The organism is Exiguobacterium sp. s124, assembly GCF_018617485.1.
Lineage (GTDB): Bacteria > Bacillota > Bacilli > Exiguobacteriales > Exiguobacteriaceae > Exiguobacterium > Exiguobacterium aestuarii.
Window position 1 is genome coordinate 874,776 of the sequence record NZ_JACSKH010000001.1, and the last position, 25,433, is coordinate 900,208.

The window sequence follows — 25,433 nt, forward strand, 5'->3', positions numbered from 1 at the left end:
GGGCGTTATGTTGAAGATTGGATTGACGGGTGGGATTGCAACCGGGAAGTCCACGGTGTCTCGACTATTTCGGGAAAGAGGGATCCCGATTATCGATGCCGATTTGATTGCGAGGAAGGTTGTCGAACCCGGTGGAAAGGCGATAGAGGGTGTAAAAACGGCATTTCCAAAATGTTTTAACGGCGATGTCTTAAACCGTCCCGCATTAGGGCGCGAAATCTTTCATGATGAGACGAAGCGACAACAGTTAAACCAGTTGATGCATCCAGCGATACGTGAAGAGATGAAGGAGCAGATGCGTTCACATGAAGCGGCCGGGGAGTCTGTCGTCATTTTTGATATTCCGCTCTTATTTGAAGGGACAATGCTCGATCTCGTCAATTATTCTGTCGTCGTCTATTGCCGCGAAGAGATTCAATTGATGCGTCTCATGGAACGGAATGGATTGACGAAAGAAGAGGCGCTCGCACGCATCCATTCTCAAATCCCGATTGAGGAGAAAAAGCATCAGGCCGATTTTCTCGTCAATAACAACGGTTCACTCGGGGATTTACCCCCGCAAATCGACCGCTTAGTCGAACAATTTAAAGCCATAGAAAAAGAAGGCGAATAATAATTAACGGGTTCGGTTTTGGAGTACAAACATTAAAAAAGTAATTTAAATAGAGGTCCAATTCGCATATGAATTGGACCTCTTGTTTTTGCTGTTATTAAAGGGTTTATGGTAATTTAACACCCTAATTCACAAGGTAATTCGCACCCTAATTCGCAACAGTCTGATGGCTAACATACTCCTGCGAATTGGTGTGTTAAAACGTATACCAATACTTCTGTGAGAAAGGATTCCAAAACGCCTGCTCAGATTCTCGTTAAAAAGCTATATGCAATCAACGAAATGATTTATAAGCAGTAAAACGAAGAAAAAAGACCGATTGCTTAATCGGTCTTTTCGTTTCTATATCTATATTGCCTTATTCAATTAAAGCCCCCTTTAATGGAAGAAAGCCTAGGAATCGTATATGAGATCGTCGTAATAACTGTTCCATTCAGTTCCTAAAAATCTAGCTCTTGTTGCATTTTCAACAGAAGATGGAGACCAAGACTCTAATTCCTTTAACTTGTCTAGTTCAATTAGCTTTTTCCCCTCACTTTTTACGTTTCCTAAATAATCTATTAACTGGTATCCTTCTTGGGTTTCTTCTTTATAATTAGGGAAATGAATTTCTGGAATCGATTCATTTCCTAACACTTCCCATAAACCATCCTCTATTCTTGATATAATTGTCGGAACAAGAAAAATAATTTGCTCCTTAGGAATTCCTTTGACTAATGGATGCTCATCACTCACTAAATCAAAGATAATCAAGAAATCACAAATTGGTCCTATGGAGAGAACTTGCCCGTAGGAAAATAGATTCTCGTTTAGTTTAATTGAAAAAATATCTCCTATCTTGACTTTTACTTTCTTTTTTCTTGCCATAAATTAATACACCTGCTTCAGTTTTGATGGTGAGGTATCTCTTACAGTGGTAGTTTCATATTCAGTAAACCTGCCCTTTAATTGAATAATCCCTTTGTCTACATATTAACATAAAATCCCATAAAACCTTTGGAAAATCCTCTATTATGAATTAAAAACGCACAGATAACCAATCACTGTGCGTTTTTTAGTGTTAATTTAGTGGGATTTATATAGCGAATCGAGTAGTGAATAATGCTGTTATTTGACATTTTGTACTCCAAAACCGAACCCGTTAAATAATAATCGCCTTCTTTTTTAGTTCAATGGATCGGAGTCGGGTGACCCCTTCTTCCATGTGTCATAAATTGCCCGTCCATCACTCGGATGACCGTTTGAATAATAGATAGGATACAGTGAAAAGAAAATATAATAAAACGAGAAATAAGCGAACTGATACGTATATAGGGTCGGTTCAATATCTCGTCTTAAAATAAACGCATTCACAATCAAGATGCTCGCTAAATTAAAGATGGCGCCACCGCCATATACAAGAGAGCGAGTTAGCTTATTGCTCCATTTTAAATCTGTAAACTGACACCACGCATCATAAAAATAGACGCGGTTTACTTGAAGACGCCCTACTTTAAACATTTTCTTACCTGTTCCGATTTGCATGTCGAGTGAGCCACCGAACAATTTTGCGAAAAAGAAGTGACCGAACTCATGAATCAACGTCACAATCGGTAAGATGATAAAGAATGAAATGAAGAATTTATCGATATCTCCCCAATCAAACATGATGACGCCTCCTTTCTAATGTGCTTCACGACAAGAAATTTCCCTCATTTTCAAAAAATAAACAAAGAAAAACGAAAAAAATGTGACGATTCATAGTGAAAACGCTTACAGCAATCCGTTATAATGAAACCGTAATGTAGAAAAAGGGGGATTTAGCATGGGGACAAAAGTTGCGATTAACGGATTCGGTCGAATTGGGAGAATGGTATTCCGAAAATTGATGCTTGAAGGACGTCATGAAGTTGTGGCAATCAACGCGAGCTATCCTGCGGAAACGCTCGCTCATCTCATCAAACACGATTCGATTCACGGACCATTCGGATTAACAGTTCGAGCGCAAGGGGACGCGCTTGAAGTTGATGGGAAACGAATTGAACTGATCTCAGAACGTGATCCATCACGTTTACCGTGGGAAGAACTTGGTATCGATATCGTTGTCGAGGCGACGGGGAAATTCAACTCTGATATCGGAGCGAAGCTACATCTAGATGCAGGTGCAAAAAAAGTGATTTTGACTGCACCAGGTAAAGGGGATTTACGTACGATCGTGATGGGGGTCAACGATCGGGATTATCGCCCAGAAGAAGACCATATCATTTCAAATGCATCGTGTACGACAAACTGTCTAGGTCCAGTCGTGAAGGTATTGCATTCAACGTTCGGGATTGAAACAGGTTTAGTGACGACTGTTCATGCGTACACGAACGACCAAAATAATATTGATAACCCGCATAAAGACTTACGTCGAGCGCGTGCTTGTGGCAGTTCAATTATCCCGACATCAACCGGGGCGGCTAAAGCAATCGGGCTCGTCATGCCGGAACTTCAAGGCAAATTGAACGGAATGGCACTTCGCGTCCCGACACCGAACGTTTCACTTGTCGACTTAGTCGTCGAACTTCACCGTGACGTCACAGTCGATGAGGTGAATGAAGCGTTTGAACGTGCAGCGTTTGGAGAAATGACGGGCGTGTTAGGTGTTTCTCATGAACCACTCGTATCGATTGATTTCAATGGAGACGATCGCTCGTCAATTATCGATATGGATTCGACGATGGTACTCGGCGGAAATCATGTAAAAGTGCTCGCGTGGTATGACAATGAGTGGGGCTATTCGTGCCGTGTCGTCGACTTGTTAGATATGGTGGCGAGCTACCTTCAAATCGGACAACAAGAAACACACGCCTAAAAAATATTACGTTCTAAAAAATATTTCTGATTTTTTTAAACAAATGTCTTGTAACGACGTCCCAAACACGTTACACTCAGTTTCGTGAACTTCAATTGGTCTGACAAACGCAGCTTAAAGGGTTAGGACCTCTTAGGACTAACTTGCCCCCGTGGTTGTGGGCGATTCAGGCACAAAGTGAGTGATCATCAACTACTTTGAGACCATTGATGTAAAGGGGGATCCACTAATATGGATACTATGGGACGTCACATTATTACAGAACTTTGGGAGTGCAATCCCGACAAATTGAATGATATCGACTACATCGAGCGTTTGTTCGTCGATGCTGCTCTTCGTTCGGGCGCTGAAGTCCGCGAAGTCGCTTTCCACAAATTTGCGCCGCACGGTGTGAGTGGAGTCGTCATCATTTCAGAATCACACTTAACGATTCACAGTTTCCCAGAGCATGGCTACGCGTCAGTTGACGTGTTCACATGTGGAGATCGAATCGATCCAGCTACGGCATCGCAATACATCGCCGAAGGTTTGGATGCAAAAGTACGTGAAGATGTGAAACTTGAGCGTGGGATGGGACCGATTCGTGTTCCAGAAGCACAAGTTGCACTAACTAAATAATTCTGAAGAACCTTTTGAGGCTGGCCGTTTAACGGTCAGCCCTTTTAATTGTTTTGTTGTCGCCTTAATTTTGATATGCTTAACGTATATAACTCAGGCGTTGAGGTGGATTATGGGACTGTTAGATAAGTTACAAACACATATCGAAACAAAAGACACACATAAAAATGAAACGCTTCGGACGCGTTACTACGCAGCATCTCCGAACGCAATCTTACAATGGTTAGAAAGTCAGGTTCAATCGAATGGTCAAACGGTACGCCGGATTGATTCAAATCGAGGCGAACTCTCATTTATTGGTGAAGGATGGGACGGGCTCATTACAATCGTGCAAGTAGACGGTGGTCGTACAGCGGTCGACTTCACGTTAAATCGTGAACAGCGACTTGGTGCAGACCTTGCACAAATCATCACGCACTATTATGAGGCGCTCACACAACAATTCCCGCTTCGTGCTATTGGAAATAAATCTGTCGAACGATAAGGAGGCTTGAGCATGCGTTGTCCGAAATGTGATCACAATGGAACGAGAGTGCTCGATTCCCGACCGGTGCAAGACCATTATTCGATTCGACGTCGTCGTGAATGTGAAAAATGCGGGTATCGATTCACAACCTTTGAGACGGTGGAACAGACTCCGCTCATTATCGTGAAGAAAGATGGAAATCGAGAAGAGTTCAGCCGTGAAAAAGTGCTGCGCGGAATCATTCGTGCGTGTGAAAAGCGACCGGTCACCCTCGAACAGCTTGAAGGAGTCGTGACAAAAGTCGAACAGCAACTCCGTGCCCTCGCACAGTCGGAAATCCCGAGTGAACAAGTGGGTGAGTTGGTGATGAATGAACTCGCACGTGTCGACGAAGTCGCATACGTTCGTTTTGCTTCGGTTTATCGCCAATTCAAAGACATCACGGTATTCTTTAAAGAACTTGAAGATTTAATGAAGCAAGAAAATTCGACCAACTAAAGGGCGGCCTGCTGGTCGCCCTTTTTCAGGGGAGAGAGCTATGGAGAAAGAACGTACAATCTTTGGGACGGACGAACTGTTAATCATGAGTACGGGTCTTGTCGACCGTGAATCGTATCAGTCCCTCTATCATTTATATCAACCTGTCATTGGTGTGAAGGCACTCGCACTTTATCAGACGCTGTGGAGCGAATTGAAACCTGGGAAGATGAAGTCGAACTATATGTCACATAGTGCCTTGTGTGAAATGTTGGATTACTCGATCAATGAATTGACGGATAGTCTCTTTCGATTAGAGGCAATCGGGTTGGTCAGAACGTATAAAACGAAAGATGCTCGCTTGACACAATACGTTTATCAGTTGCGTGTCCCGCTCGCACCGCATACTTTTTTAAATGATGGGCTACTGTCTAGCTTCCTCTTCTATAAAGTTGGGGAAGTGCGATTTAAACAATTGCAAGGACGCTTTACCATCGACCCTTTACCGGCAGGAATCGTCGAGGTGACAAAAGACTTTAATGAAGTATTTGACGTGAAAGGTGTCAATCATCGAGCGTTCACACAAAAGAATTACGAAAAACCAGACCGTGCGAAGATTGAAATCAACTATTCGTTCGATATGGACATTGTGAAGAAACTGACGAATTTCCCGGTCGGATTCTTCACAAAAAAATTAGACGAAACCATCACAAAACTCGCTTACGTGTCTCAACTCGATGAAGAGACGATGGCAGAAATGTTAAAAGAATATTTCGTCCACGAAGCGTATCTTCCGCTCAGTGAGCAAGAGAAACGGGACGGATGTCGTCAGATGGTACTGCAGTTGAAGAAGAAACAGACGCGTCATCGGAAAGAGAAAACGGTGGAGCTCGAACAGACAAAACTAGGAGATCTTCATGACCCTGAGGTGATGGAAGCGGCTCATCCTCATCAATATGTATCGACACTACGGAAGACACCTCAGTTATCGAAGAGTGACGAACAATTAGTCATCGAACTTGTCGACACGCTCGGACTCGCTCCAGGTGTGATCAATGCACTCTTCTATTATTGTATCGAAGTGAAAAAGCAGACGCGTCTGAGCGAGAACTATGTCCTCCGCATCGCCACGAGTTGGAAGACGGCGGGCTATACGAACGCAAAAGAAGCATTAGAACGCGAAGAAACACAAGATGCATTGATTGAGAAGAAACAGCAAAAACGTGAAAATGTGCAGCGGACGACTGTCGGGTCACGTCGGAAAAACCAACAAGGTGAGATGCCGAAATGGCTTGAAGATGAAGCGAAACAACAGCGGTCTTACGATCAGGCACGGAAGAAAGAATTGGAATCTTCCGTACCTGATGACGCGGAGCTCGTGAAACTATTAAATGAATTGAAAGAGAAGGGGTGAGGGGATGGAACGTATCAACCAGTCATTATCGCAGTTGATGAATCGAAAAGAAGTCCGTGAAGCGTATGAGTCGATTCGCAGACGAACGCTCAACCATCCGGGCGTGATCGCCTTTTTAAACGCTCATCCTGAACTAGATGAGAAAGCGATTGAGATTGGATTCACGAAACTGAGTGAGTATGCCGAACAGATGGACGGGAAGACGTTCATCGAGGAACAGGCCGTCATCCCGGGGCATCAACCGGTGCTCTATGTCGATCTTGGTCAGATTGCGATTCGTTATGAAGAGACGGTCGCTCACCGACAAGGACGACGACAAAAAGAGATGGATCGAAAGTTTAAGAGCCTGTTCTTACCGGAAGAAGTTCGTGAGGCGAGCTTCGAGTCGTTCGACTGGGCAGATGATGCACGTAAGATTGCGCTTCGAGAAGCGATGCGTTTCGTGACGGGGATGAAGTCCAAACAAAAAGTGAACGGACTCTATTTGCACGGTAGCTTCGGTGTCGGGAAGACGTATTTACTCGCCGCCATTGCCAATGAATTGAAAGTGGCGGATATCGAGACGATTTTGGTTCATGCCCCTGGGTTTGTATCAGAGGCCAAACGAAAAATCCGTACCGACTCATTCGATTCGTTTTTAACGTCGTTTCAACACGTGCCGGTTTTATTGATTGATGATATCGGAGCGGAGGCGATCAGTCCGTGGGTGCGTGACGAGTTGTTCGGCATCATTCTTCAATATCGGATGATGCACCGACTCCCGACGTTATATAGTTCAAACTTTAGTGGAGAAGAACTCGAGACGCACTTTTCAATCGATGGATCCGCACAAAATAAAATGAAAGCGCAGCGTCTCATGCAGCGCATTTCAACGACGACGACCCAAATCGAACTAAAGGGTGAAAATCGCCGTCGGTAAAGGATTGTTTTTCTTGGATGAGTTGACTATACTAATAACCATATAAGTGATGCATAGAAGAGGATATGGATCATCGAGACGAGTTTTAGCGAGGGAAGGGCGGTGGAAGCTTCCTAACGACGACGATGCATTTACTCCCTCAGAGCACCGTACGGGTCAATCGTGCGGCGATTCACACTCGTTATCGTGTGTTCGAGCCAAGCGCTTTGCTTGGGAACGAGGGTGGTACCACGAGAATCAAAGCTCGTCCCTTTTTGAGGGATGGGCTTTTTTTATATTCATTTTTGAGAGGGGACAGATGTACATGATTCAATTGACATTTCCAGATGGCGCGGTAAAAGAATTTGATGCTGGCGTAACAGCAGAAGACGTCGCAGGCTCAATTAGCCCGGGACTTCGCAAAAAGGCAATCGCAGCAAAATTAGACGGAGAACTCATCGACTACCGTCGTCCGATTGAACAAGATGGCAAAATCGAACTCGTCATGCCAGATTCAGAGGACGGTCTCGATTTGATGCGTCACTCGTCGGCACACTTGATGGCACAAGCAATCAAACGTCTGTATGGCGAAGAGAATAACATTTATCTCGGGATTGGACCGACGATTGAGAACGGATTCTATTACGATATTGAAATGGACCGCCGAATCAATGAGGAAGATCTTCCCGAGATTGAGAAGATGATGAAACGCATCGTCGATGAAAACTTAGAAATCACTCGTGAAGTCGTTTCACGTGACGAAGCACTCGCTCGTTATAAAGAGTTGGGAGACCCGCTGAAAATCGAGTTGATTGAGGATATTCCTGCCGATCAGACACTTACAATCTATCATCAAGGTGAATTCTTCGACCTTTGCCGCGGACCACACGTTCCATCGACTTCAAAGTTGAAAATCTTTAAATTGATGAGCGTGGCTGGGGCATACTGGCGTGGTGACTCTGACAATAAGATGTTACAACGTATTTACGGGACGGCTTGGGCGACGAAAGAACAACTCGCTGAGCATTTGCGTCTTCTTGAAGAAGCAAAAGAGCGCGATCATCGTAAACTCGGAAAAGAACTCGATCTCTTCTTCGTTTCGCAAGAAGTCGGTCAAGGTCTTCCGATGTGGCTTCCAAAAGGTGCGTCGATTCGTCGTACGGTCGAGCGCTACATCGTTGATAAAGAGCTCGAGCTCGGATATCAGCACGTGTACACACCTGTGCTTGGATCGGTCGATTTGTACAAGACATCTGGGCACTGGGATCATTACCAAGATGATATGTTCCCGAAAATGGAAATGGACAATGAGGAACTCGTCCTTCGTCCGATGAACTGTCCGCACCACATGACAATCTACAAACATGAGCCACGCTCATACCGTGAGCTTCCGCTCCGGATTGCTGAGCTTGGTGGGATGCACCGCTACGAGATGTCAGGTGCACTCACAGGACTTCAACGTGTCCGTTACATGGTGTTGAATGATGGGCATACGTTCGTCACACCAGAACAAATGAAACAAGAGTTCAAAGACATCGTTCACTTGATTCAAGAAGTGTACGCTGATTTTGGCATTAAAGATTACCGTTTCCGTCTCTCGTATCGCGATCCTGCCGATAAAGAGAAGTACTTCGATAACGATGCGATTTGGGAAATGGCACAGAGCCAGTTGAAAGAAACAATGGACGAGCTCGAACTTCCGTACTTCGAAGCGGAAGGGGAAGCGGCATTCTACGGACCGAAACTCGACGTGCAAGTACGCACGGCGCTCGGGAAAGAAGAGACGCTTTCGACAGTTCAGCTTGATTTCTTGCTTCCGGAACGTTTCGATTTGACATACACTGGACCAGACGGGAAAGACCATCGTCCAATCGTCTTGCACCGTGGTGTCGTCTCGACAATGGAACGATTTGTTGCGTATTTGATTGAGGAGTACAAAGGAGCGTTCCCAACATGGCTCGCACCGGTACAAGTCAAATTGATTCCAGTATCACACGTCCATGATGAGTACGTTGCTGAAGTGAAAGCGGAACTCGTCAAACGTGGTGTCCGGGTGGAAACGGACCTTCGTGATGAAAAACTTGGCTACAAGATTCGCGAAGCACAAATGAAGAAGATTCCGATGACGCTCGTTCTTGGAGACAAAGAACGTGACGAGCGCGCAGTCAACATTCGCCGTTACGGTCAACAAGAACAAGTTTCAGCATCACTTGACGAATTCATCGCATCGCTCACAGAAGAGATCGCGAACCGTTCACGCTAAGTGAAAGGCCACCTTTCCATCTGGAAAGGTGGCCTTTTTTCGGTCTATAGACGGATGTGTATTTAAGCGTCTACACGTATCGTAAACATAAGGAGTGATAATGAATGAATTATATGAAGCCAGTATTGGCACTTACTATTGGAGCAGTCGCATTTACAGGAGCACTTCCGAAAGTCGGGGCGGAGGCAATCGTCAACGACACGATCGTCACACTCGGGGAGTCGCTATCTTCGGAGCAACAAAAATGGGTACTCGAGCGTATGGACGCGCCGGAAGGAATCGAACCGATTATCACAACGGCCGCGGATGAAGAAAAATATTTGGGAGATTCTGTCCCACAAGCGCAACGTGGAGGCGGGATGTATTCATCTGCACGAATCAAATTGACGGACGGTACCGGTCTTGATATTCAAACTGAAAATGTGACATGGGTCACGAAGGATATGTATGCGAACGCGCTTGTCACGGCAGGTGTGACGGATGCCGACATCTATATCACGTCACCGATTAACGTGACGGGGACATCCGCTCTGACAGGCATCATGAAGGCGTATGATCAAACAGCAGCCGAAACGGGAATCGAATTGTCTGAAGAGCGCAAAGAACTTGCGCAAGAAGAGTTGGCGGTCACGTCTGAAATCGGAAAGACGGTTGGTCAAGAGGACGTAGCAGGTCTCATGAACGAGATTAAAGCCGAGATTGCGAATCAGATGCCGGAGACGAACATTGAGATTCGTGACATCGTCATTCAAGTACTGAACCAAAATAACGTTCAATTATCCGAAGCACAACTCGACCAATTGACGACGCTGTTTGAGAACATGCAACAAGCAAATCTTGACTGGTCTGCAATCAGTAACGGATTAAAAGATGCGGGTCAAGACGTACAAGCTTTCCTTGAGCAAGAGGAAGTGCAAGGATTTTTCGCGAGATTGTTCGAAGCAATCAGCAACTTCTTTAAATCGCTCACGAATTGATTGTGTGTCATTGTGGAAAAATAGAAAAGTGGATATAAACATCATTGAACTGGGTAAATAACTCTCATCTATTATCCAATTATTAAGGAGGAATCGTTATGCTCGGTGGGGTCCCGCTACATCCATTGCTCGTGCACGCTCCGATTGGTCTACTATTGTTTGGGACGTTCTTAATTTTACTCAGTTTCAAATGGACAAGTTTTCGACTGTTTGCACTCGTCACACTCGTTGCGGGATTACTTTCAGGTGGGGTCGCCTTTCTATCCGGTGATAGTGCCGAGGAGTATGCAGAAGCAAATCTTCCTTCGGTCACAGAAGCGATGATTGAAAACCATGAACATTTTGCCTTGTATAGTTTGATTGCGTTTGGCATCACGATTGTTTTGCTTGCTGTCGGATATCGTGCGAAAGGGAAGCTGTGGACCACACTTAGTTTCGTGATCGCACTCATTGGAGCAGGACTCCTTGCTTACGCCGGTCACCTCGGTGGTCAAATGGTATATGCACAGTAAATACAAAAAACGTCCGTTTCCTTGATTGTGGAGCGGACGTTTAATATTTATATACGCATGATGAAAGAGCGATCAGATTGTACAACTGGATTCGCTTAGTACCATCTTTTATGGATATAATTTTGAGCCGACTCGTGATCATCGACGATTTTCAATGTGATACGATTCATCTCTTCCAATAAGTCCGTTAACACGGCCTGTAACTTCTCATCCTCTAAGCCGTGTGCTTGCATGGTCTTGCTGACAATCTGCTGAACTTGGTCGTGATAGTCATGTTCGCGCGAGACGTCTTTTCGCCAGTTCATGTAAATCCCTCCTTTGTTAATTCATTATTCCCTTTGAAAAGGTATTGCGAAACGAGAGAATGACTGGTATCATCATAAAAGTGTGAGCTACCAATTATTCATGCGCGATATCTTGACATCTTTTCCTGCTAGTGCTAAGATGACATAGTGATTAAAAACAACAAAGCAGAAGCACCCGCTTTTCACCTCGTCTGAAAATCATCAGGCAGGTCCATCAAGTTCTTGGTTCAATCGGCATCGTCTGCCGTTTTATGACCTCAACTGATGTGTGGGTGGGAAACTGCCGACGCTTTTTTTATTGCCATGTTGTCTTGTCAATCTAAATCTCGTGCAATTGCACGATGGAGGTGCTAACCATTAGCAAAGAGCTCTTTATCAACGAAAACATTCGTGCCCGTGAAGTACGTCTCATTGGCGCAGACGGCGCACAACTCGGTGTGAAATCGCGTAACGATGCGTTACGTTTAGCTGAAGAAGCGGAACTAGACTTAGTCTTAGTCGCGGATAAGGCGAATCCACCGGTCGCTAAAATTATGGATTATGGGAAGTACCGTTTCGAACTCCAGAAAAAGGAGAAAGAAGCGCGTAAAAACCAAAAAGTCATCCAAATGAAAGAAGTACGTCTCAGTCCAACAATCGAGGACAACGATTTCCAAACAAAATTGCGTAACGCACGCAAGTTCCTTGAAAAAGGTAACAAGGTGAAGGCTTCGATTCGTTTCCGCGGACGTGCCATCACACACTCGGAAATCGGGAAACGTGTTTTGGACAAAATGGCAGCGGAATGTGCCGATTTGGCAACAGTTGAACAAAAGCCGAAGATGGAAGGACGCAGCATGTTCTTAGTGCTGGCTCCGAACAAAGAAGATTAATCATCGATTCTCAGTGGGGAGGAAATACTCATGCCGAAAATGAAATCGCACCGCGGTGCTTCAAAACGTTTCAAACGTACAGCATCAGGTAAACTCAAGCGTTCACACGCTTACACAAGTCACTTGTTCGCAAACAAATCGACTAAAGCGAAACGTAAGCTCCGTAAAGGCGCTATCGTATCAGCTGGAGACTTCAAACGCATTCGCAACATGATCGCGAAGTAATACAGAAACAATTTAGGAGGGAATCCATATGCCACGCGTAAAAGGCGGTTATACGACTCGTCAACGTCGTAAAAAGCAAATTAAACTTGCCAAAGGATACTTTGGTTCGAAACACATTCTATTTAAAGTAGCAAAACAACAGGTCATGAAGTCACTCATGTACGCTTACCGTGACCGTCGTCAGAAGAAACGTGATTTCCGTCGTCTTTGGATCACACGTATCAATGCGGCAGCACGCACAAACGGTCTCTCATACAGCCGTATGATGCACGGCCTCAAGCTTGCAGGAATCGACATCAACCGTAAGATGCTTGCTGAGCTTGCTGTGACAGATGCACAGGCATTCGCGTCACTCGCTGAAACAGCTAAATCAAAATTGAACGCGTAATCGTTCAATCGAAAGCGCCGAGACATTCTCTCGGCGCTTTCTTTTTTCTTCAGAATTTCTTAAAATTAAGAGAAGGAGGAAATCGTATGAACCAATCGGTTGTCGCAATCGTTGCCCTTGCTCTGATTGTCTTGAACGTTTATACCTATATTCAGGCAAAGCGTTATACGCACGGCGATGGTGATTTCAACGTGCTATACGCTTATGCGGGAGGAGCCATTGGTGCCTTGTTCGGTCTCCATTTGACACGCAAAAAGACCGTTCATGCCCCAAAATTGCTTCAATTACAAGTATTGATTTTAGCGGTAGGCTGGTCTTTAATGATTTTAGTACTGCTATAAGTGGAGATAGAGGAGGAACATCCGGTGAACTGGACAACATTGTTTGATCGGCAGCGCGAATTAGACGAGCGGATCAAAGAACAACATGGATTATCCGGCAATCAATTTGATGAACGGTTACTGGCGCTGCTTGTCGAGCTCGGTGAACTGGCTAACGAAACACGTAGCTTTAAGTTTTGGTCGAAGAAAGGACCGTCGCCTCAAGATGTGATCTTAGAAGAATATGTAGACGGCATTCATTTTTTACTGTCACTCGGCCTTGCGCTTGGGTATGAACGAGACGCATTTCCTGCGGGAAGCTCATATCTTGATGCGACTGATGCTTTTTTAGATATTTATCGAAAAGTGACGAACTTTGGTCTTTCGAAAACAGAAGCGATGTACGAGACGCTGATGGCAGCGTATCTTGAACTAGGATATACGCTTGGCTTCAACGAGCAGCTGATCCTCATGGCATATATGAATAAAAATGAAGTGAACCATGAGCGACAGCGATTAGGCTATTAATGAAAAGGAGCGGATTGGGATGAATGAATCATTACATATGTTAAAACGCCTGACAGACGCGACTGGCGTCCCGGGAAATGAGGGTGAAGTCCGTCAATTGATGCGTGAATATCTTGAACCACATGTCGAGTCGTTTGAACAGGACGGTCTTGGAAGTTTGTTCGGTCAAGTGACAGGAGACACAGAAGGTCCCCGTGTGATGATTGCAGGTCATATGGATGAAGTCGGCTTTATGGTCACACGTATAGAGGAAGGCGGCTTCCTACGCTTCCAGGCGCTTGGTGGATGGTGGAACCAAGTCTTATTGGCACAACGAATGGATGTGGTGACGCGTTCTGGCGAGAAAATTCCAGGAGTAATCGGTGCGAAACCACCACACGTCCTTCCACTTGAAGCACGTAAAAAACCAGTTGAAATCAAAGACATGTTTTTAGATATCGGAGCGACATCAAAAGACGAAGTGGCTGAATGGGGAATTCGTCCGGGGGATACGGTCGTCCCGCATTGCGAATTCACGGTCATGAAAAATGAGAATTTCTTGATGGCGAAAGCTTGGGATAACCGTATTGGCTGTGCAATTGCAATTGAAGCTGCAAAACGTCTGAAAGAAGAATCGTTCCCAGGTGTCGTCTTTACAGGAGCGACGGTTCAAGAAGAAGTTGGATTACGTGGAGCTGTCACGGCGGCCAACTTGATTCAACCGGATGTGGCGATTGCGGTCGATACAGGAATTCCAAGTGACACACCTGGAATGACGCCTGCAGAAGGATTATCGAAGCTCGGCGATGGCGTTCAGGTCATCTTCTTTGATGCAACGACGGTGACGAATCCACGTCTCGTCGACCTCATTGTCGATGTAGCGAAAGAAAACGACATCAAATACCAACTCGATTTGACACCAGGAGGCGGAACGGATGCAGGACGATTCCATTTGTCTGGGATTGGAATGCCGGCGATCGCGTTGACGGTACCTGTACGTTATTTACACACGAATGTGTCAATCATTCATAAAGATGACTACGAGGCAGCGATTGAACTTGTTGTCGCATTGACGAAACGCTTAGACCACGAGACGGTCCAATGGTTGAAAGAGGGATAATATGACGAAGATTACGTCTACGAAGAGCGAGACGATTAAACGATTAAAACGATTGATGACGAAAAAAGGACGCCAAGAAACCGGTCAATTCCTCGTAGAAGGAGAACATCTGGTCGATGAGGCGATTCGAGCAGGTCGACTTGTACAACTCATCATGGCTGAATCATACGTACCGAAAAAGACGTGGCGCATCGAGGACATGCCGGTTCTCGAATTATCTGATCACGTCGCTGATCTTTTGTCGGAAACAGAAAAGACACAAGGTGTGTTTGCGGTCGTGAAGATGACACCGGTCGAGCGCAAGATGAAGAAAGTTCTCGTGTTAGACCGAGTGCAAGACCCAGGTAACCTTGGTACGATGATTCGGACTGCAGATGCGGCCGGATTTGATACGGTACTCCTTGGGAAAGGAACGGTTGATCCGTTCAATGCGAAAGTCGTTCGTGCGACACAAGGTTCCCTGTTTCACGTGAATGTGACTTCGGTTGATTTGCTTGATAAACTACCTGAACTGAAAGAAGAAGGGTTCCATGTGTACGGGACAGCCCTCTCGAAAGCGACATCATATGAGCAGGTAGCATTTGAGGATAAGATTGCCTTAGTCATCGGAAATGAAGCACAAGGGGTACATGCCGATGTATTGGCTCTTTGTGATACCCGAGTCCATATTCCGGTACTCGGTGAGGCGGAATCGCTCAATGCAGCGGTCGCTGCTGGTATTTTAATGTATCGCATCGCTTTACAATAATCTTGTCAGCACGTGAAAAACGTGATAGGTTAAACACATCGATGAATAGATTATGACGTTGAAAGAACATAGTAAGCGAATGACCGATTCCGTTCAGGGAGCATAGGCCGTGACTGAAAGCCTAAGCTGGAATCGTCGCTGAATTCACTCTGGAGTCGTGTTGGAGACAACACCGGTTTGGCATCTCGATAACGATGCTCTCAAGTGGGCCAATGATTGGCCAAGTAGGGTGGTACCGCGATGATTCGTCCCTTCAGTCAACGACTGAAGGGACTTTTTTATGTAGAGGAGGAAGTGAACACATGAAAGAGCAATTAGAACAGTTACAAATGGAAGCACTTGAAGAAATCAAGCAGGCATCCACACAAAAATCATTAAATGACGTTCGCATCAAATATTTAGGTAAGAAAGGACCGATGACCGAGGTACTTCGTGGGATGGGCAAGCTATCCGCTGAGGAACGTCCAGTCATTGGTGAATTGGCGAACACGGTTCGTACTTCGATTCAAAGTACGCTTGACGCTCGAATCGAAGAAGTGAAGGCGATTGAACTGGAAGAGAAGTTAAAAGCGGAAACGCTCGATGTGACGCTTCCGGGACGTACATCGGCTCCTGGACACCGTCACCTGTTGCAACAAATCATCGACGAGATGGAAGATTTATTCGTTGGACTCGGATATACGATTGCAGAAGGTCCTGAAGTCGAAACAGATCTATATAACTTTGAAATGCTCAACTTACCAAAAGACCATCCGGCACGCGATATGCAAGACTCGTTCTACATTACCGAGGAAACTTTGCTACGTACACATACGTCACCTGTACAGGCACGCACGATGTTAGAGGCGAATGGGAAACCGATTCGCATCATTTGCCCAGGGAAAGTATATCGTCGTGATGAAGATGATGCGACGCACTCACATCAATTCATGCAAATCGAAGGGCTCGTCGTCGATGAGTCGATTTCAATGGCAGATTTAAAAGGCACGCTTGAGGTGTTCGTGAAACAATTGTTCGGGGAAACACGCGAAATTCGTCTTCGTCCAAGCTTTTTCCCATTCACGGAGCCATCAGTTGAAGTCGATATTTCATGCTTCAAGTGTGGAGGCAAAGGTTGTAACGTCTGTAAAGGAACTGGATGGATTGAAATTCTCGGAGGCGGGATGGTACATCCACATGTGTTAGAGATGGCAGGCTATGACTCGTCAAAAGTATCAGGGTTCGCATTCGGAATCGGAGTTGAGCGTATGGCGATGCTCAAACACGGTGTCGATGACATCCGCCACTTCTACACAAATGACTTACGCTTCATCGAGCAATTCTAAGGAGGAAGACAGATGTTACTATCAAAAAAATGGTTGAATCAATATATTGATGTGTCAGATTTGAGTGGAGAAGCACTTGGCGACTTGATCACAAAAAATGGGATTGAAGTCGAAAGTGTCACAAACCGTGGAGAAGGACTTTCTGGTATCGTCGTCGGGCATGTCCTCTCATGTGAGAAGCATCCGGAAGCGGATAAATTGAACGTGACAAAAGTAGACATCGGGGAATGTGATCCCGTTCAAATCGTCTGTGGCGCACCGAACGTACGTGAAGGTCAATACGTCATCGTAGCGAAAGTTGGCGCACGCTTACCAGGATTAAAAATCAAAAAAGCGAAACTTCGCGGTGTCGAATCTCAAGGGATGATTTGTTCGCTTGAGGAACTCGGATTCGAGAAGAAGCAAATTCGGGAAGATGAGCAAGACGGGATTCATACGTTCCGTGAAGATGTTCAAGTCGGGGCAGATGTGCTCGATTTACTCGACTTGAATGATGAGGTCATCGAACTCGGTTTGACTCCGAACCGTTCGGACTGCTTGAGCCTATATGGCATCATCCACGAAGTAGCGGCCATCTTAGAGCGTCCGTACACGTTACCGACGGCCGACGTCACGTCTTCTTCTGCATCTGAAGTGTCCATTGAGCTCGCTACACCGAACTGCCCGTATTATGCAGCGCGTGAAGTGCGAGGGGTTACAATCACAGAATCTCCACAATGGCTTAAAAATATTTTGATTGCCGAGGGCGTTCGTCCAATCAATAACATTGTTGATGTGACGAACTATGTGATGCTAGAAATCGGTCAACCTCTTCATGCGTTCGATGCGAAAAAACTCGGTCAATCGATTGTGGTCCGTCAGGCTGAAAACGGAGAAGAGATGATTACCCTAGACGATGTAACACGTACGCTCGACGCTTCGATGATGGTCATCACAGATGGTCAGGCGCCGGTCGCAATCGCAGGTGTCATGGGTGGCGCAAACACAGAAGTAGATGCCTCAACGACAGATATTGTCTTAGAGTCCGCTTACTTTGATCCTGCCTCGGTACGTAAGACGAGCCGAACGCTCGGTCTTCGTTCCGACTCAAGCGCTCGTTTTGAGAAAGGTGTGGACCCAGAGCGTGTCATGCTCGCGCTTGATCGTGCCGCTCAATTAATTGTGGAGCTTGGTGGAGGTGACATTCGAGAAGCGACTGTGTCTGGTGAAAAAGAATCACGTGCTCGTCAAATCGAGGTCTCGGTCGATTATATCAATAATCGTTTAGGGATGACGCTCGAACGTCAAACGATCGAACGCATTCTAGAGCGTCTCGGTCTTGCTACAGAAGGCGATGACGTATTGAGCGTTCATATCCCTTCCCGTCGACCTGACTTAGAGCTTCCGGCTGACATTACGGAAGAAGTGGCACGTCTATACGGTTACGATAGCCTCCCGTCGACGTTACCTGCATCTCATTCGAAAGGATATTTGCCGGCAATCAACGTGTTGCGCAGAAATACACGCCGCTTGTTGCAAGGTGTCGGCTTATCACAAGCAATCACCTACTCGTTAACGAGTGAGGCACATGCGACGCGATTCGGTGGTCAAGCCGATCAACTCGTTCGTCTGGCAATGCCGATGAGTGAAGAGCGTTCTGTTCTTCGTACATCGCTCATTCCTGGATTGTTGGAGGCAGCACGTTACAATACAGCGCGCCAACAAGCGAACGTTGCACTATACGAAACGGGACGTGTCTATACAGAGCATGGTGATACGTTACCACGCGAAAAAGAACGAGTGGCAGGTGTCGTCACAGGCCTTTGGATGGATCATCGTTCACAAGGTACACGAATCCCAGTCGATTACTTCGTCGCGAAAGGGATTGTCGACACGTTAGTTCAAACACTTCGTCTCGATGTCACGTATGAAGCGGTATCGATGCCAGATATGCACCCAGGTCGTACGGCGAGCATCTTGATGAACGGTGACGTGATCGGATATGTTGGACAAGTACATCCAGGGACGTCAAAAGACGTTTACGGTATGAAAGAAGTGTATGTATTTGAACTCGACCTATTGGCGCTTAGTGGAGAAGAGACCCTTCTTTATCAAGACGTGCCACGTTATCCATCGATTTCACGAGACTTGGCACTCGTCTTGTCGCATTCGATTCCGGCTGGGGCAGTGGAACAAACAATCCGCCAAGCGGCTGGTCCACTCTTGATTGACCTCGTCTTGTTTGACGTGTATACAGGGGAGAATGTCGGACCAGAAGAGAAGTCGATCGCCTTCTCACTCAAGTTCCAAGACCCGACACGGACGTTGCAAGATGAAGAAGTAACAGCAGCATATGAGACAATCGTTGAAGCGGTCCGTGTAGCACACGGCGCTGAAGTACGAGCGTAAAAATAAGGAGCGTTGTCCGATGTGGACAACGCTCCTTTCTTTCATTGAATCTCAAGTGCGAGGTCACCAAACTTCGTCCAACCGACAAGACTTGTGACACGATAAAGTGCCCAAGTAATGAGTGCGGGAAGAACGACACCGGTTACCGTAAAAATGAGAAACGCATCCATCCCTTGAACCGCTAAAATCTGAAGCGGGGCAATGAGGGAATTAAGTCCGAGACCGGCAATTTCATAAGGAACTTGAAGCGAGAACATCAATGTGGCAATCGGAGCAGAAATCATCGCAGCAATGAATGGTGGAACGACGATTCTCGGGTTTTTGATGATATTCGGGAACTGAACTTTCGGCGTGACGAAGAATGAGGCAACCAATCCACCTGGATCGGTTTGACGGTACGCCATCAATGTAAATCCGACAAACTGAGCAGAACAACCAATCAATGCGGCAGCGCTGGCAACCGGATCTAACTGAAGTGCGATGGCAAGTGCGGCCGACGAAGCCGGCGACATGAGCATGACACTGAAGACAAGGGCGATGACGAGAGATGTCGCAATGGGTGATGTTTCAACAGATGCTGTGATTCCTTGACTGATTGAATTGATCAGTGGGGTCGTGACAGCTGCGGCCGCCACACCGACGATGCCGCCTCCGAGAACCGCTGTTACGGGTACGACCATCATATCGAACTTTGTTTTTCCGAGGACACGTTTACCGAGCCATACAGCGGCAGCTGCTGCGATCAACGCACTAATCGGTTGACCAGGTACGAGGACGAGACCGCTTTCGGTCGCTTTAAGTGCGGCACCGCCAATCGTTGCGGCAATCATTGCACTAAACAAGATAAGCGTATTGCCTCCGAGTTGAAAGGCGACGCCGGCTCCTAAAGCTGGAGCCAACAATGATTTAGCGACTTGCCCGATTTGAACGAGCATCGCAATCCCAGTCAAATTACCAATCGTCTCAATCAATAGACCAACACCGAGCGTGACGAGTACGGCGTTTGCCATTCCTGCTGAAATTTTTACCATTCGATCCATCATATACTGCTTCACTTCCATCATCTCCTCTTTGTCTATAGAGCAATAAAAAACCTATCCGATTCGGATAGGCGCGGGTTACATCTACAGGCGCCTGTCCGATTACCACGGGAACAAGGGCCTGAAAAGTCGTTTTCAAGAACAAAACGATTTCAGTCCCTCAGTCGAATAATAATCAGCAGGCTGTTCATATGTACGGGTTTGAACATCTCAAGCATCTCCTCTTTGTTGGATTTGCTAAAGAATACCATCTATTTTTGCAATAATCAATATTTTCTGAAAATAAACTGAAAAAAATTCAGGATGTATGGTGGCATCCTGAATCAGCTCATTTTGAGTGCAAGTGCTTGAATTTGATCATCGATGAATTTCATCGACAATGAATTGAATTGCTCGGGTTGATCCACATTCACGACGTGACCAGAGTCTGCAACGATTTCAACATTGGCAGTCGGTTGATGTTTTGCGGTCCGTTCCACAGCTTCAAGGAACATGTAATCTTCATCGCCCATAATATATAGAATGGGGACGTTCGTTTGAATCGAAGTAATTTGATTTAGTAATGGATTGATGTTCTCCGTCATCTTGAACCAGCGAATAAATTCACGCTGACACAAATTTGCAGCGTCTCGGACAAACATCATCCGCGATTTTTTATGACGTTTTTTCGGTAGTAAAATCCATGCGAACAATTTGTATAACCACATATAGGGAACGAAATTTTGAACGAGGCTACCGAGACGAATGAGAAGCGTTGAACGAACGTTGAACTTGACGATGGCACCTCCGAGAACAACCGAAGCAATCCGGTCCGGATAGTGCTCAAACATCGCCTGGATGACAATCGTCCCTAAAGAGAGACCGACCATATGACCTTTCTCAATACCTAAGTGATCCATCACCTCGATGACATCTTTGGCGACGACATCAAATGTATAGGCGTTCAACGGTTGTTTAAGCGATTGTTCGGCATCGTATGAACCACCGTGTCCACGCAAATCGACGAGTAACACATTATATTTCTTACGGAATGGGCGAAGTTGACGATACCAATGAGACAAACTTCCACCGGCTCCGTGAATAAAGACGACCCAAGGATGGTCATCGCTGATCGTGTAGGTTTTGTAATGCAACATGAACGCTATCCTCCAAAAATTTTAAGTTCACTTAACCATAAAACGAGTATATCATACTTGATAACGAACCTCTACAGACGACGTTCGTTCAAGGTTATTGCTTTTTTGGTATTGGCAAAATGGACTTTGGCGATTTTTTGTAAATAATCCTGCCCATGTCGACGGATGATCTGAGCGGCCACTTGGTCAACTTTTGCTCCTGCCCCTTTCGGGAGCGTCAATCCTGCTTGTTCACTTAGTTTGTCCATTTCTTTTAAGAAAAAGGCGCGGGCTAAGATGGATGCGGCTGCGACTGCGACATGCAGTCCTTCTGCTTTTGTTGAAAAATAAACATCGTCGCGGACGACATCGCGTTCTGACCGTAAGTGCTGATAATAGACCGATTTTTCGGCAAATTGATCAATCAGGATGGCATCTGGTTTCTGTTCAAGTTTGTCGAGCAACGCATGCAGCGCTGCGTTGTGCGCGATGGCAGTCATTTTACCTTGTGTCATCGTACGTTGCATCTTGTTATACGTTGGGTTGTGCAGTGTCGCTTTTTGATAAGGAATTGTGGCGTGTAAATCTCTAGCAATTCGGATAATCTCGGGATCAGACAATTGCTTTGAATCTTTGACACCGAGCTCTTTAACGAGTGCGATTTGGTCCCGTGATACGAAAGCAGAAACGACGACGAGTGGGCCAAAATAATCACCTTTTCCGACTTCGTCGCTACCGACGACGGACCAATCTGAAAAGCCTTTAGGTAATGTCGTATTCGGTGGAAACGCTTGTTTCTTCCCGGCAGGAGTTCCCCATTTCACTGCCTCGGTATCTGCATCTTTTCCTTGAAACATCACTTTTCCTGATTGATAAATCGTGACGACAAATCCAGGTGTCTTTGCGCTGAAAGTTGCGTAAGGTGGAGGTGTGACCGCGTACTTCTTATACATATTTTTTAGTTTTTCTTGGTCAGCAGTTGATAGCTTGATGACTTGGTTGCCCAAAATGAGCACTTCCTTTCTGTCTGGCAAATTCATTTTACATTTTTTTATGATTTTTTGAAACCGATGATGAGGTTTTATCGTATATGAAAGTGATTAGAACAAAGTGAGGTGAAGTGGACGTGTGGTGGCGCGATGACACGCATCAAGATGAGGTAGAGGAATTGTACAAGCACATTCTCGAGCTAGAAGCGAGAATTGCCAAGTTAGTGGCTCATCAAGTGAGAGTGCGTCGGCTGCTGATGCAAGATTCTTCTGAGGACGTGACGGACCAAGTGGTTCAAGTTCAAAAAGAAGTCGAATATTTTTTAAACAGGATGCGACTCGAACGTCAAGAGCTCGTCGATGTATACAATCGAAAACGCATTGAACAATCGATTGGACGAGTTCGGGAAGCGAACGATTTATCTACGTCGTCACTTTCCGAGTGGGATGCGATTGAGGATCAGCTCGCCCTTGAAGTCGAGCAACTTCGGCGTATGTTACTGATGGAACAGAAACGTCGACAGGAGGAGGGGTGGTAATGGAGGCAATCGATCAACTGTACTGGTGGGTGTTGATCATCGCTGGTTTTGGAACCTTTATTTATATGATGTTCTCTGATGCGTTTGACATGTTTGAAGGCTGGTTCAACCCTGCTGTCATTTTATCATTTTTAGCATTAGGTGCCGGGATCGGACTCATTTTAAACGCGTTGGCGCATGTTTCACCGGTGATTGGACTGGCTGTCGCATTGGTCGGGTCACTCGCTCTAACAACACTTCTCTATTTGTTCGTGTTGTTACCATTATCAAACGCTGAAGAATCAATCGGGTTGACGGATGAAGCACTGGTCGGTCGAGTTGGACGGTTGACGGTACCGATACCAGAAGGTGGATATGGCGAAGTGATGATCGAGACAGTAACAGGGTCTCTCTTGAAGACGGCTCAAAGTATGGACGGGACATCGATTTCAGCTGACCACCGAGTCATTATTATTGAAGTGAAGAGTAATATTGCCATCGTCATGACATATGACGAACCTACGATTCGAGAGGAGAAATAACTTATGAATACGGCTATTTTAGTCAGCATCATCGCCGGGGTCATCATCCTTGCACTCGTGTTTGTATTCGTGTTGAAATATCGCACAGTCGGACCTGACGAAGCATTGATTGTTACGGGTAGTTATTTAGGCAAGAAAAATGTACATAGTGATACTTCCGGCAACCGCGTCAAAATTATTCGTGGTGGGGGGACGTTCGTCTTACCAGTGTTCCAACAAGCAGAACCACTTAGTTTACTTTCAAGCAAATTAGAAGTAACGACGCCTGAAGTATATACCGAACAAGGTGTACCGGTCATGGCGGATGGAACAGCCATCATTAAAATCGGCGGGTCAATCAGTGAAATTGCGACAGCTGCTGAACAGTTCCTCGGAAAACCGAAAGTAGAACGAGAGAATGAAGCAAAAGAAGTGTTAGAGGGTCATTTGCGATCTATTCTTGGGTCGATGACAGTCGAAGAAATTTACAAAAACCGAGACAAGTTTTCTCAAGAAGTGCAACGTGTCGCTTCTCAAGACTTGGCGAAAATGGGGCTCGTGATTGTTTCGTTCACCATTAAAGATGTTCGAGATAAAAACGGTTATTTAGAATCACTCGGTAAACCTCGTATCGCTCAGGTGAAGCGTGATGCCGATATCGCGACTGCGGAAGCAGACAAAGAGACGCGCATCAAACAGGCGGAAGCAATGAAAGATGCGAAAAAAGCAGAACTAGAACGAGCATCTGAAATTGCCGAAGCCGAAAAAGAGAATCAACTTCGGATTGCGGCATACCGTCGCGAGCAAGACGTCGCGAAAGCTCGGGCTGACCAAGCGTATGAACTCGAGGAAGCACGTGCGAAGCAAGAAGTTACAGAACAACAGATGCAAGTTCAAATCATCGAGCGTCAAAAGCAAATCGAGCTCGAAGAGAAAGAAATCATGCGTCGTGAGAAGCAATATGATTCTGAAGTGAAGAAAAAAGCCGATGCGGACCGTTACTCGATCGAACAGTCGGCTGCTGCGGATAAAGCACGTCAAATCGCAAGCGCAGATGCGGAAAAATATCGTATCGAAGCACAAGCGAAAGCGGATGCGGAACGTGTTCGATTGGCTGGTCTTGCTGAAGCCGATTCTGAACGTGCGAAGGGTGAGGCGGAAGCTGAAATCATTCGCTTGACGGGTCTTGCAGAAGCGGAAGCGAAAGAGAAAATCGCCGAGGCGTTCGCTCAATATGGACAGGCTGCGATTCTCGATATGGTCGTCAAAATGCTTCCAGATTATGCGAAGGAGATTGCTGCACCACTTGGCAATATCGATCAAATCACGGTCGTCGATACTGGCGGTGGTCAAAACGGTGGAGCAGGGAAAGTGACGGGATATGCAACGGACCTCATGGCTTCATTGCAACAAACGTTGAAAGCATCATCAGGCATCGATATGAAAGATTTGCTTGAAAACTTTGCAGGTAAAGGGAATGTCGCAAAAGCTCCTGCACCGGAGCGAGAGTTAGCAGATACGACAGTCGCTGCTTCAAAAGAATAAACGACACGAGCCATAGACGATGTCTATGGCTCTGTTTTTTGTGTGGCACGATGTTACGCATGATTGACTAGTACGAGATGACTTCTGTCGCTTTTAGAACATCAATCAAGTAATACAATGTTGGTATGAATGTGATGAATAGGCCGATCCATTTCATCCGCGGTCTGAACTGTAAGATAAAGCCGATCGTCCATAGTGCGAACCATAGCATGAAATACCAACGATATTGTGGGATGTCTGATTCTGCTATACCAGGACCACTCAACCAAAGTGATAATCCGAGTACAAACAATCCAGATATGACGTTCCAACTATGTCGAATCATCTTTTCAATCATTCCCTCAATCCTCCCTTCGGATTTGTCATCATCGTCATTCATCTTATAAATTCAACAATTGGGAAAAATCCCCTTTTGAAACATCTCACATTGTCA

29 protein-coding genes are annotated in these 25,433 nt (G+C 45.8%); 22 read left to right on the plus strand and 7 right to left on the minus strand.

Features of this window, described 5'->3' with window-relative positions; translation table 11 throughout:
- Positions 1–7: 7 nt before the first annotated feature.
- The gene (gene coaE, locus KNO85_RS04570) at positions 8–613 is read left to right on the plus strand and encodes a dephospho-CoA kinase (protein WP_214787317.1); all 606 of its coding nucleotides are present in this window, start codon (positions 8–10) and stop codon (positions 611–613) included.
- A 393-nt stretch (positions 614–1,006) separates the two neighbouring features.
- Here coaE and KNO85_RS04575 read toward each other — a convergent pair whose 3' ends face one another.
- Together KNO85_RS04575 and KNO85_RS04580 are read right to left on the minus strand one after the other, a co-directional pair.
- The gene (locus KNO85_RS04575; protein WP_214787319.1) at positions 1,007–1,480 is read right to left on the minus strand and encodes an Imm26 family immunity protein; all 474 of its coding nucleotides are present in this window, start codon (positions 1,478–1,480) and stop codon (positions 1,007–1,009) included.
- Between the two features lie 297 nt (positions 1,481–1,777).
- Positions 1,778–2,260: a site-2 protease family protein gene (locus tag KNO85_RS04580; protein WP_214787320.1), complete on the minus strand. Its 483-nt coding sequence runs from the start codon at positions 2,258–2,260 to the stop codon at positions 1,778–1,780.
- 157 nt (positions 2,261–2,417) lie between these two features.
- Here KNO85_RS04580 and KNO85_RS04585 point away from each other — a divergent pair, with 157 nt between their 5' ends.
- The 9 genes from KNO85_RS04585 (at position 2,418) to KNO85_RS04625 (ending at position 11,074) form a co-directional block, all read left to right on the plus strand.
- Positions 2,418–3,449 (plus strand): glyceraldehyde-3-phosphate dehydrogenase, encoded by a 1,032-nt coding sequence (locus KNO85_RS04585; protein WP_214787322.1) that lies wholly within the window; start codon positions 2,418–2,420, stop codon positions 3,447–3,449.
- A gap of 231 nt (positions 3,450–3,680) precedes the next feature.
- A complete protein-coding gene (gene speD / locus KNO85_RS04590) occupies positions 3,681–4,067 on the plus strand; it encodes an adenosylmethionine decarboxylase (protein WP_026825618.1) in 387 nt (128 codons plus the stop codon).
- Positions 4,068–4,179: 112 nt separating this feature from the next.
- Positions 4,180–4,551, plus strand: a complete 372-nt coding sequence (locus KNO85_RS04595; RefSeq protein ID WP_214787324.1) for a hypothetical protein — start codon at positions 4,180–4,182, stop codon at positions 4,549–4,551.
- A 12-nt stretch (positions 4,552–4,563) separates the two neighbouring features.
- Positions 4,564–5,031 carry a transcriptional regulator NrdR gene (nrdR, locus tag KNO85_RS04600; RefSeq protein WP_012726705.1) on the plus strand — a complete coding sequence of 156 codons (468 nt, stop codon included), beginning with the start codon at positions 4,564–4,566 and terminating at the stop codon, positions 5,029–5,031.
- Between the two features lie 40 nt (positions 5,032–5,071).
- Positions 5,072–6,424: a DnaD domain protein gene (locus KNO85_RS04605; RefSeq protein ID WP_214787326.1), complete on the plus strand. Its 1,353-nt coding sequence runs from the start codon at positions 5,072–5,074 to the stop codon at positions 6,422–6,424.
- 4 nt (positions 6,425–6,428) lie between these two features.
- Positions 6,429–7,343 (plus strand): primosomal protein DnaI, encoded by a 915-nt coding sequence (gene dnaI / locus KNO85_RS04610; RefSeq protein WP_214787328.1) that lies wholly within the window; start codon positions 6,429–6,431, stop codon positions 7,341–7,343.
- A 298-nt stretch (positions 7,344–7,641) separates the two neighbouring features.
- A complete protein-coding gene (gene thrS / locus KNO85_RS04615; RefSeq protein ID WP_214782220.1) occupies positions 7,642–9,585 on the plus strand; it encodes a threonine--tRNA ligase in 1,944 nt (647 codons plus the stop codon).
- 104 nt (positions 9,586–9,689) lie between these two features.
- Positions 9,690–10,562 carry a DUF1002 domain-containing protein gene (locus tag KNO85_RS04620; protein ID WP_214787330.1) on the plus strand — a complete coding sequence of 291 codons (873 nt, stop codon included), beginning with the start codon at positions 9,690–9,692 and terminating at the stop codon, positions 10,560–10,562.
- A 98-nt stretch (positions 10,563–10,660) separates the two neighbouring features.
- Complete coding sequence (locus KNO85_RS04625; RefSeq protein ID WP_214787332.1) at positions 10,661–11,074, plus strand: DUF2231 domain-containing protein; 414 nt, start codon at positions 10,661–10,663, stop codon at positions 11,072–11,074.
- A 95-nt stretch (positions 11,075–11,169) separates the two neighbouring features.
- Here the strand turns inward: KNO85_RS04625 and KNO85_RS04630 are convergent, their stop codons facing one another.
- Entirely contained in the window at positions 11,170–11,379 is a 210-nt protein-coding gene (locus KNO85_RS04630) for a hypothetical protein (RefSeq protein WP_012726699.1), read from the minus strand.
- 341 nt (positions 11,380–11,720) lie between these two features.
- Here KNO85_RS04630 and infC point away from each other — a divergent pair, with 341 nt between their 5' ends.
- From infC to pheT, 9 genes are all read left to right on the plus strand, one after another.
- Positions 11,721–12,251 (plus strand): translation initiation factor IF-3, encoded by a 531-nt coding sequence (gene infC, locus KNO85_RS04635; RefSeq protein WP_074033409.1) that lies wholly within the window; start codon positions 11,721–11,723, stop codon positions 12,249–12,251.
- A 30-nt stretch (positions 12,252–12,281) separates the two neighbouring features.
- Entirely contained in the window at positions 12,282–12,476 is a 195-nt protein-coding gene (rpmI, locus tag KNO85_RS04640) for a 50S ribosomal protein L35 (protein WP_012726697.1), read from the plus strand.
- A 28-nt stretch (positions 12,477–12,504) separates the two neighbouring features.
- On the plus strand, positions 12,505–12,864 hold the full coding sequence (gene rplT / locus KNO85_RS04645) for a 50S ribosomal protein L20 (protein WP_012726696.1): 360 nt from the start codon (positions 12,505–12,507) through the stop codon (positions 12,862–12,864).
- 86 nt (positions 12,865–12,950) lie between these two features.
- Positions 12,951–13,205: a hypothetical protein gene (locus KNO85_RS04650; protein ID WP_214787334.1), complete on the plus strand. Its 255-nt coding sequence runs from the start codon at positions 12,951–12,953 to the stop codon at positions 13,203–13,205.
- A gap of 24 nt (positions 13,206–13,229) precedes the next feature.
- Positions 13,230–13,712, plus strand: coding sequence for a dUTP diphosphatase (locus KNO85_RS04655; protein ID WP_214787336.1), 483 nt, complete (start codon positions 13,230–13,232; stop codon positions 13,710–13,712).
- A 19-nt stretch (positions 13,713–13,731) separates the two neighbouring features.
- Positions 13,732–14,811: a M42 family metallopeptidase gene (locus KNO85_RS04660; RefSeq protein WP_214787338.1), complete on the plus strand. Its 1,080-nt coding sequence runs from the start codon at positions 13,732–13,734 to the stop codon at positions 14,809–14,811.
- Position 14,812: 1 nt separating this feature from the next.
- Positions 14,813–15,559 (plus strand): TrmH family RNA methyltransferase, encoded by a 747-nt coding sequence (locus KNO85_RS04665; RefSeq protein WP_214787340.1) that lies wholly within the window; start codon positions 14,813–14,815, stop codon positions 15,557–15,559.
- A gap of 302 nt (positions 15,560–15,861) precedes the next feature.
- A complete protein-coding gene (pheS, locus tag KNO85_RS04670; protein ID WP_214787342.1) occupies positions 15,862–16,884 on the plus strand; it encodes a phenylalanine--tRNA ligase subunit alpha in 1,023 nt (340 codons plus the stop codon).
- A 12-nt stretch (positions 16,885–16,896) separates the two neighbouring features.
- Positions 16,897–19,272, plus strand: a complete 2,376-nt coding sequence (gene pheT, locus KNO85_RS04675) for a phenylalanine--tRNA ligase subunit beta (protein WP_214787344.1) — start codon at positions 16,897–16,899, stop codon at positions 19,270–19,272.
- A 41-nt stretch (positions 19,273–19,313) separates the two neighbouring features.
- Here pheT and KNO85_RS04680 read toward each other — a convergent pair whose 3' ends face one another.
- The 3 genes from KNO85_RS04680 to rnhC all read right to left on the minus strand — a co-directional run bounded on the left by KNO85_RS04680 (position 19,314) and on the right by rnhC (position 22,434).
- Positions 19,314–20,336, minus strand: a complete 1,023-nt coding sequence (locus KNO85_RS04680; protein ID WP_214787346.1) for a PTS sugar transporter subunit IIC — start codon at positions 20,334–20,336, stop codon at positions 19,314–19,316.
- Positions 20,337–20,635: 299 nt separating this feature from the next.
- Positions 20,636–21,448 carry an alpha/beta fold hydrolase gene (locus KNO85_RS04685; protein WP_214787348.1) on the minus strand — a complete coding sequence of 271 codons (813 nt, stop codon included), beginning with the start codon at positions 21,446–21,448 and terminating at the stop codon, positions 20,636–20,638.
- 71 nt (positions 21,449–21,519) lie between these two features.
- Complete coding sequence (gene rnhC, locus KNO85_RS04690; RefSeq protein ID WP_214787349.1) at positions 21,520–22,434, minus strand: ribonuclease HIII; 915 nt, start codon at positions 22,432–22,434, stop codon at positions 21,520–21,522.
- Positions 22,435–22,553: 119 nt separating this feature from the next.
- On the opposite strand from rnhC, the gene KNO85_RS04695 reads away from it, so the two are divergent.
- Genes KNO85_RS04695 through KNO85_RS04705 form a run of 3 tightly spaced genes read left to right on the plus strand, consistent with a single transcriptional unit; the run spans position 22,554 to position 25,000 of the window.
- On the plus strand, positions 22,554–22,955 hold the full coding sequence (locus tag KNO85_RS04695; protein WP_214787351.1) for a hypothetical protein: 402 nt from the start codon (positions 22,554–22,556) through the stop codon (positions 22,953–22,955).
- On the plus strand, positions 22,955–23,476 hold the full coding sequence (locus KNO85_RS04700) for an NfeD family protein (RefSeq protein WP_214787354.1): 522 nt from the start codon (positions 22,955–22,957) through the stop codon (positions 23,474–23,476). Before KNO85_RS04695 ends, KNO85_RS04700 begins: the two co-directional genes overlap by 1 nt.
- 3 nt (positions 23,477–23,479) lie before the next feature.
- Positions 23,480–25,000 (plus strand): flotillin lipid rafts scaffold protein FloT, encoded by a 1,521-nt coding sequence (locus KNO85_RS04705; protein WP_214787356.1) that lies wholly within the window; start codon positions 23,480–23,482, stop codon positions 24,998–25,000.
- Between the two features lie 67 nt (positions 25,001–25,067).
- Here KNO85_RS04705 and KNO85_RS04710 read toward each other — a convergent pair whose 3' ends face one another.
- Positions 25,068–25,337 carry a hypothetical protein gene (locus KNO85_RS04710; RefSeq protein WP_214787358.1) on the minus strand — a complete coding sequence of 90 codons (270 nt, stop codon included), beginning with the start codon at positions 25,335–25,337 and terminating at the stop codon, positions 25,068–25,070.
- Between the last annotated feature and the right edge of the window lie 96 nt (positions 25,338–25,433).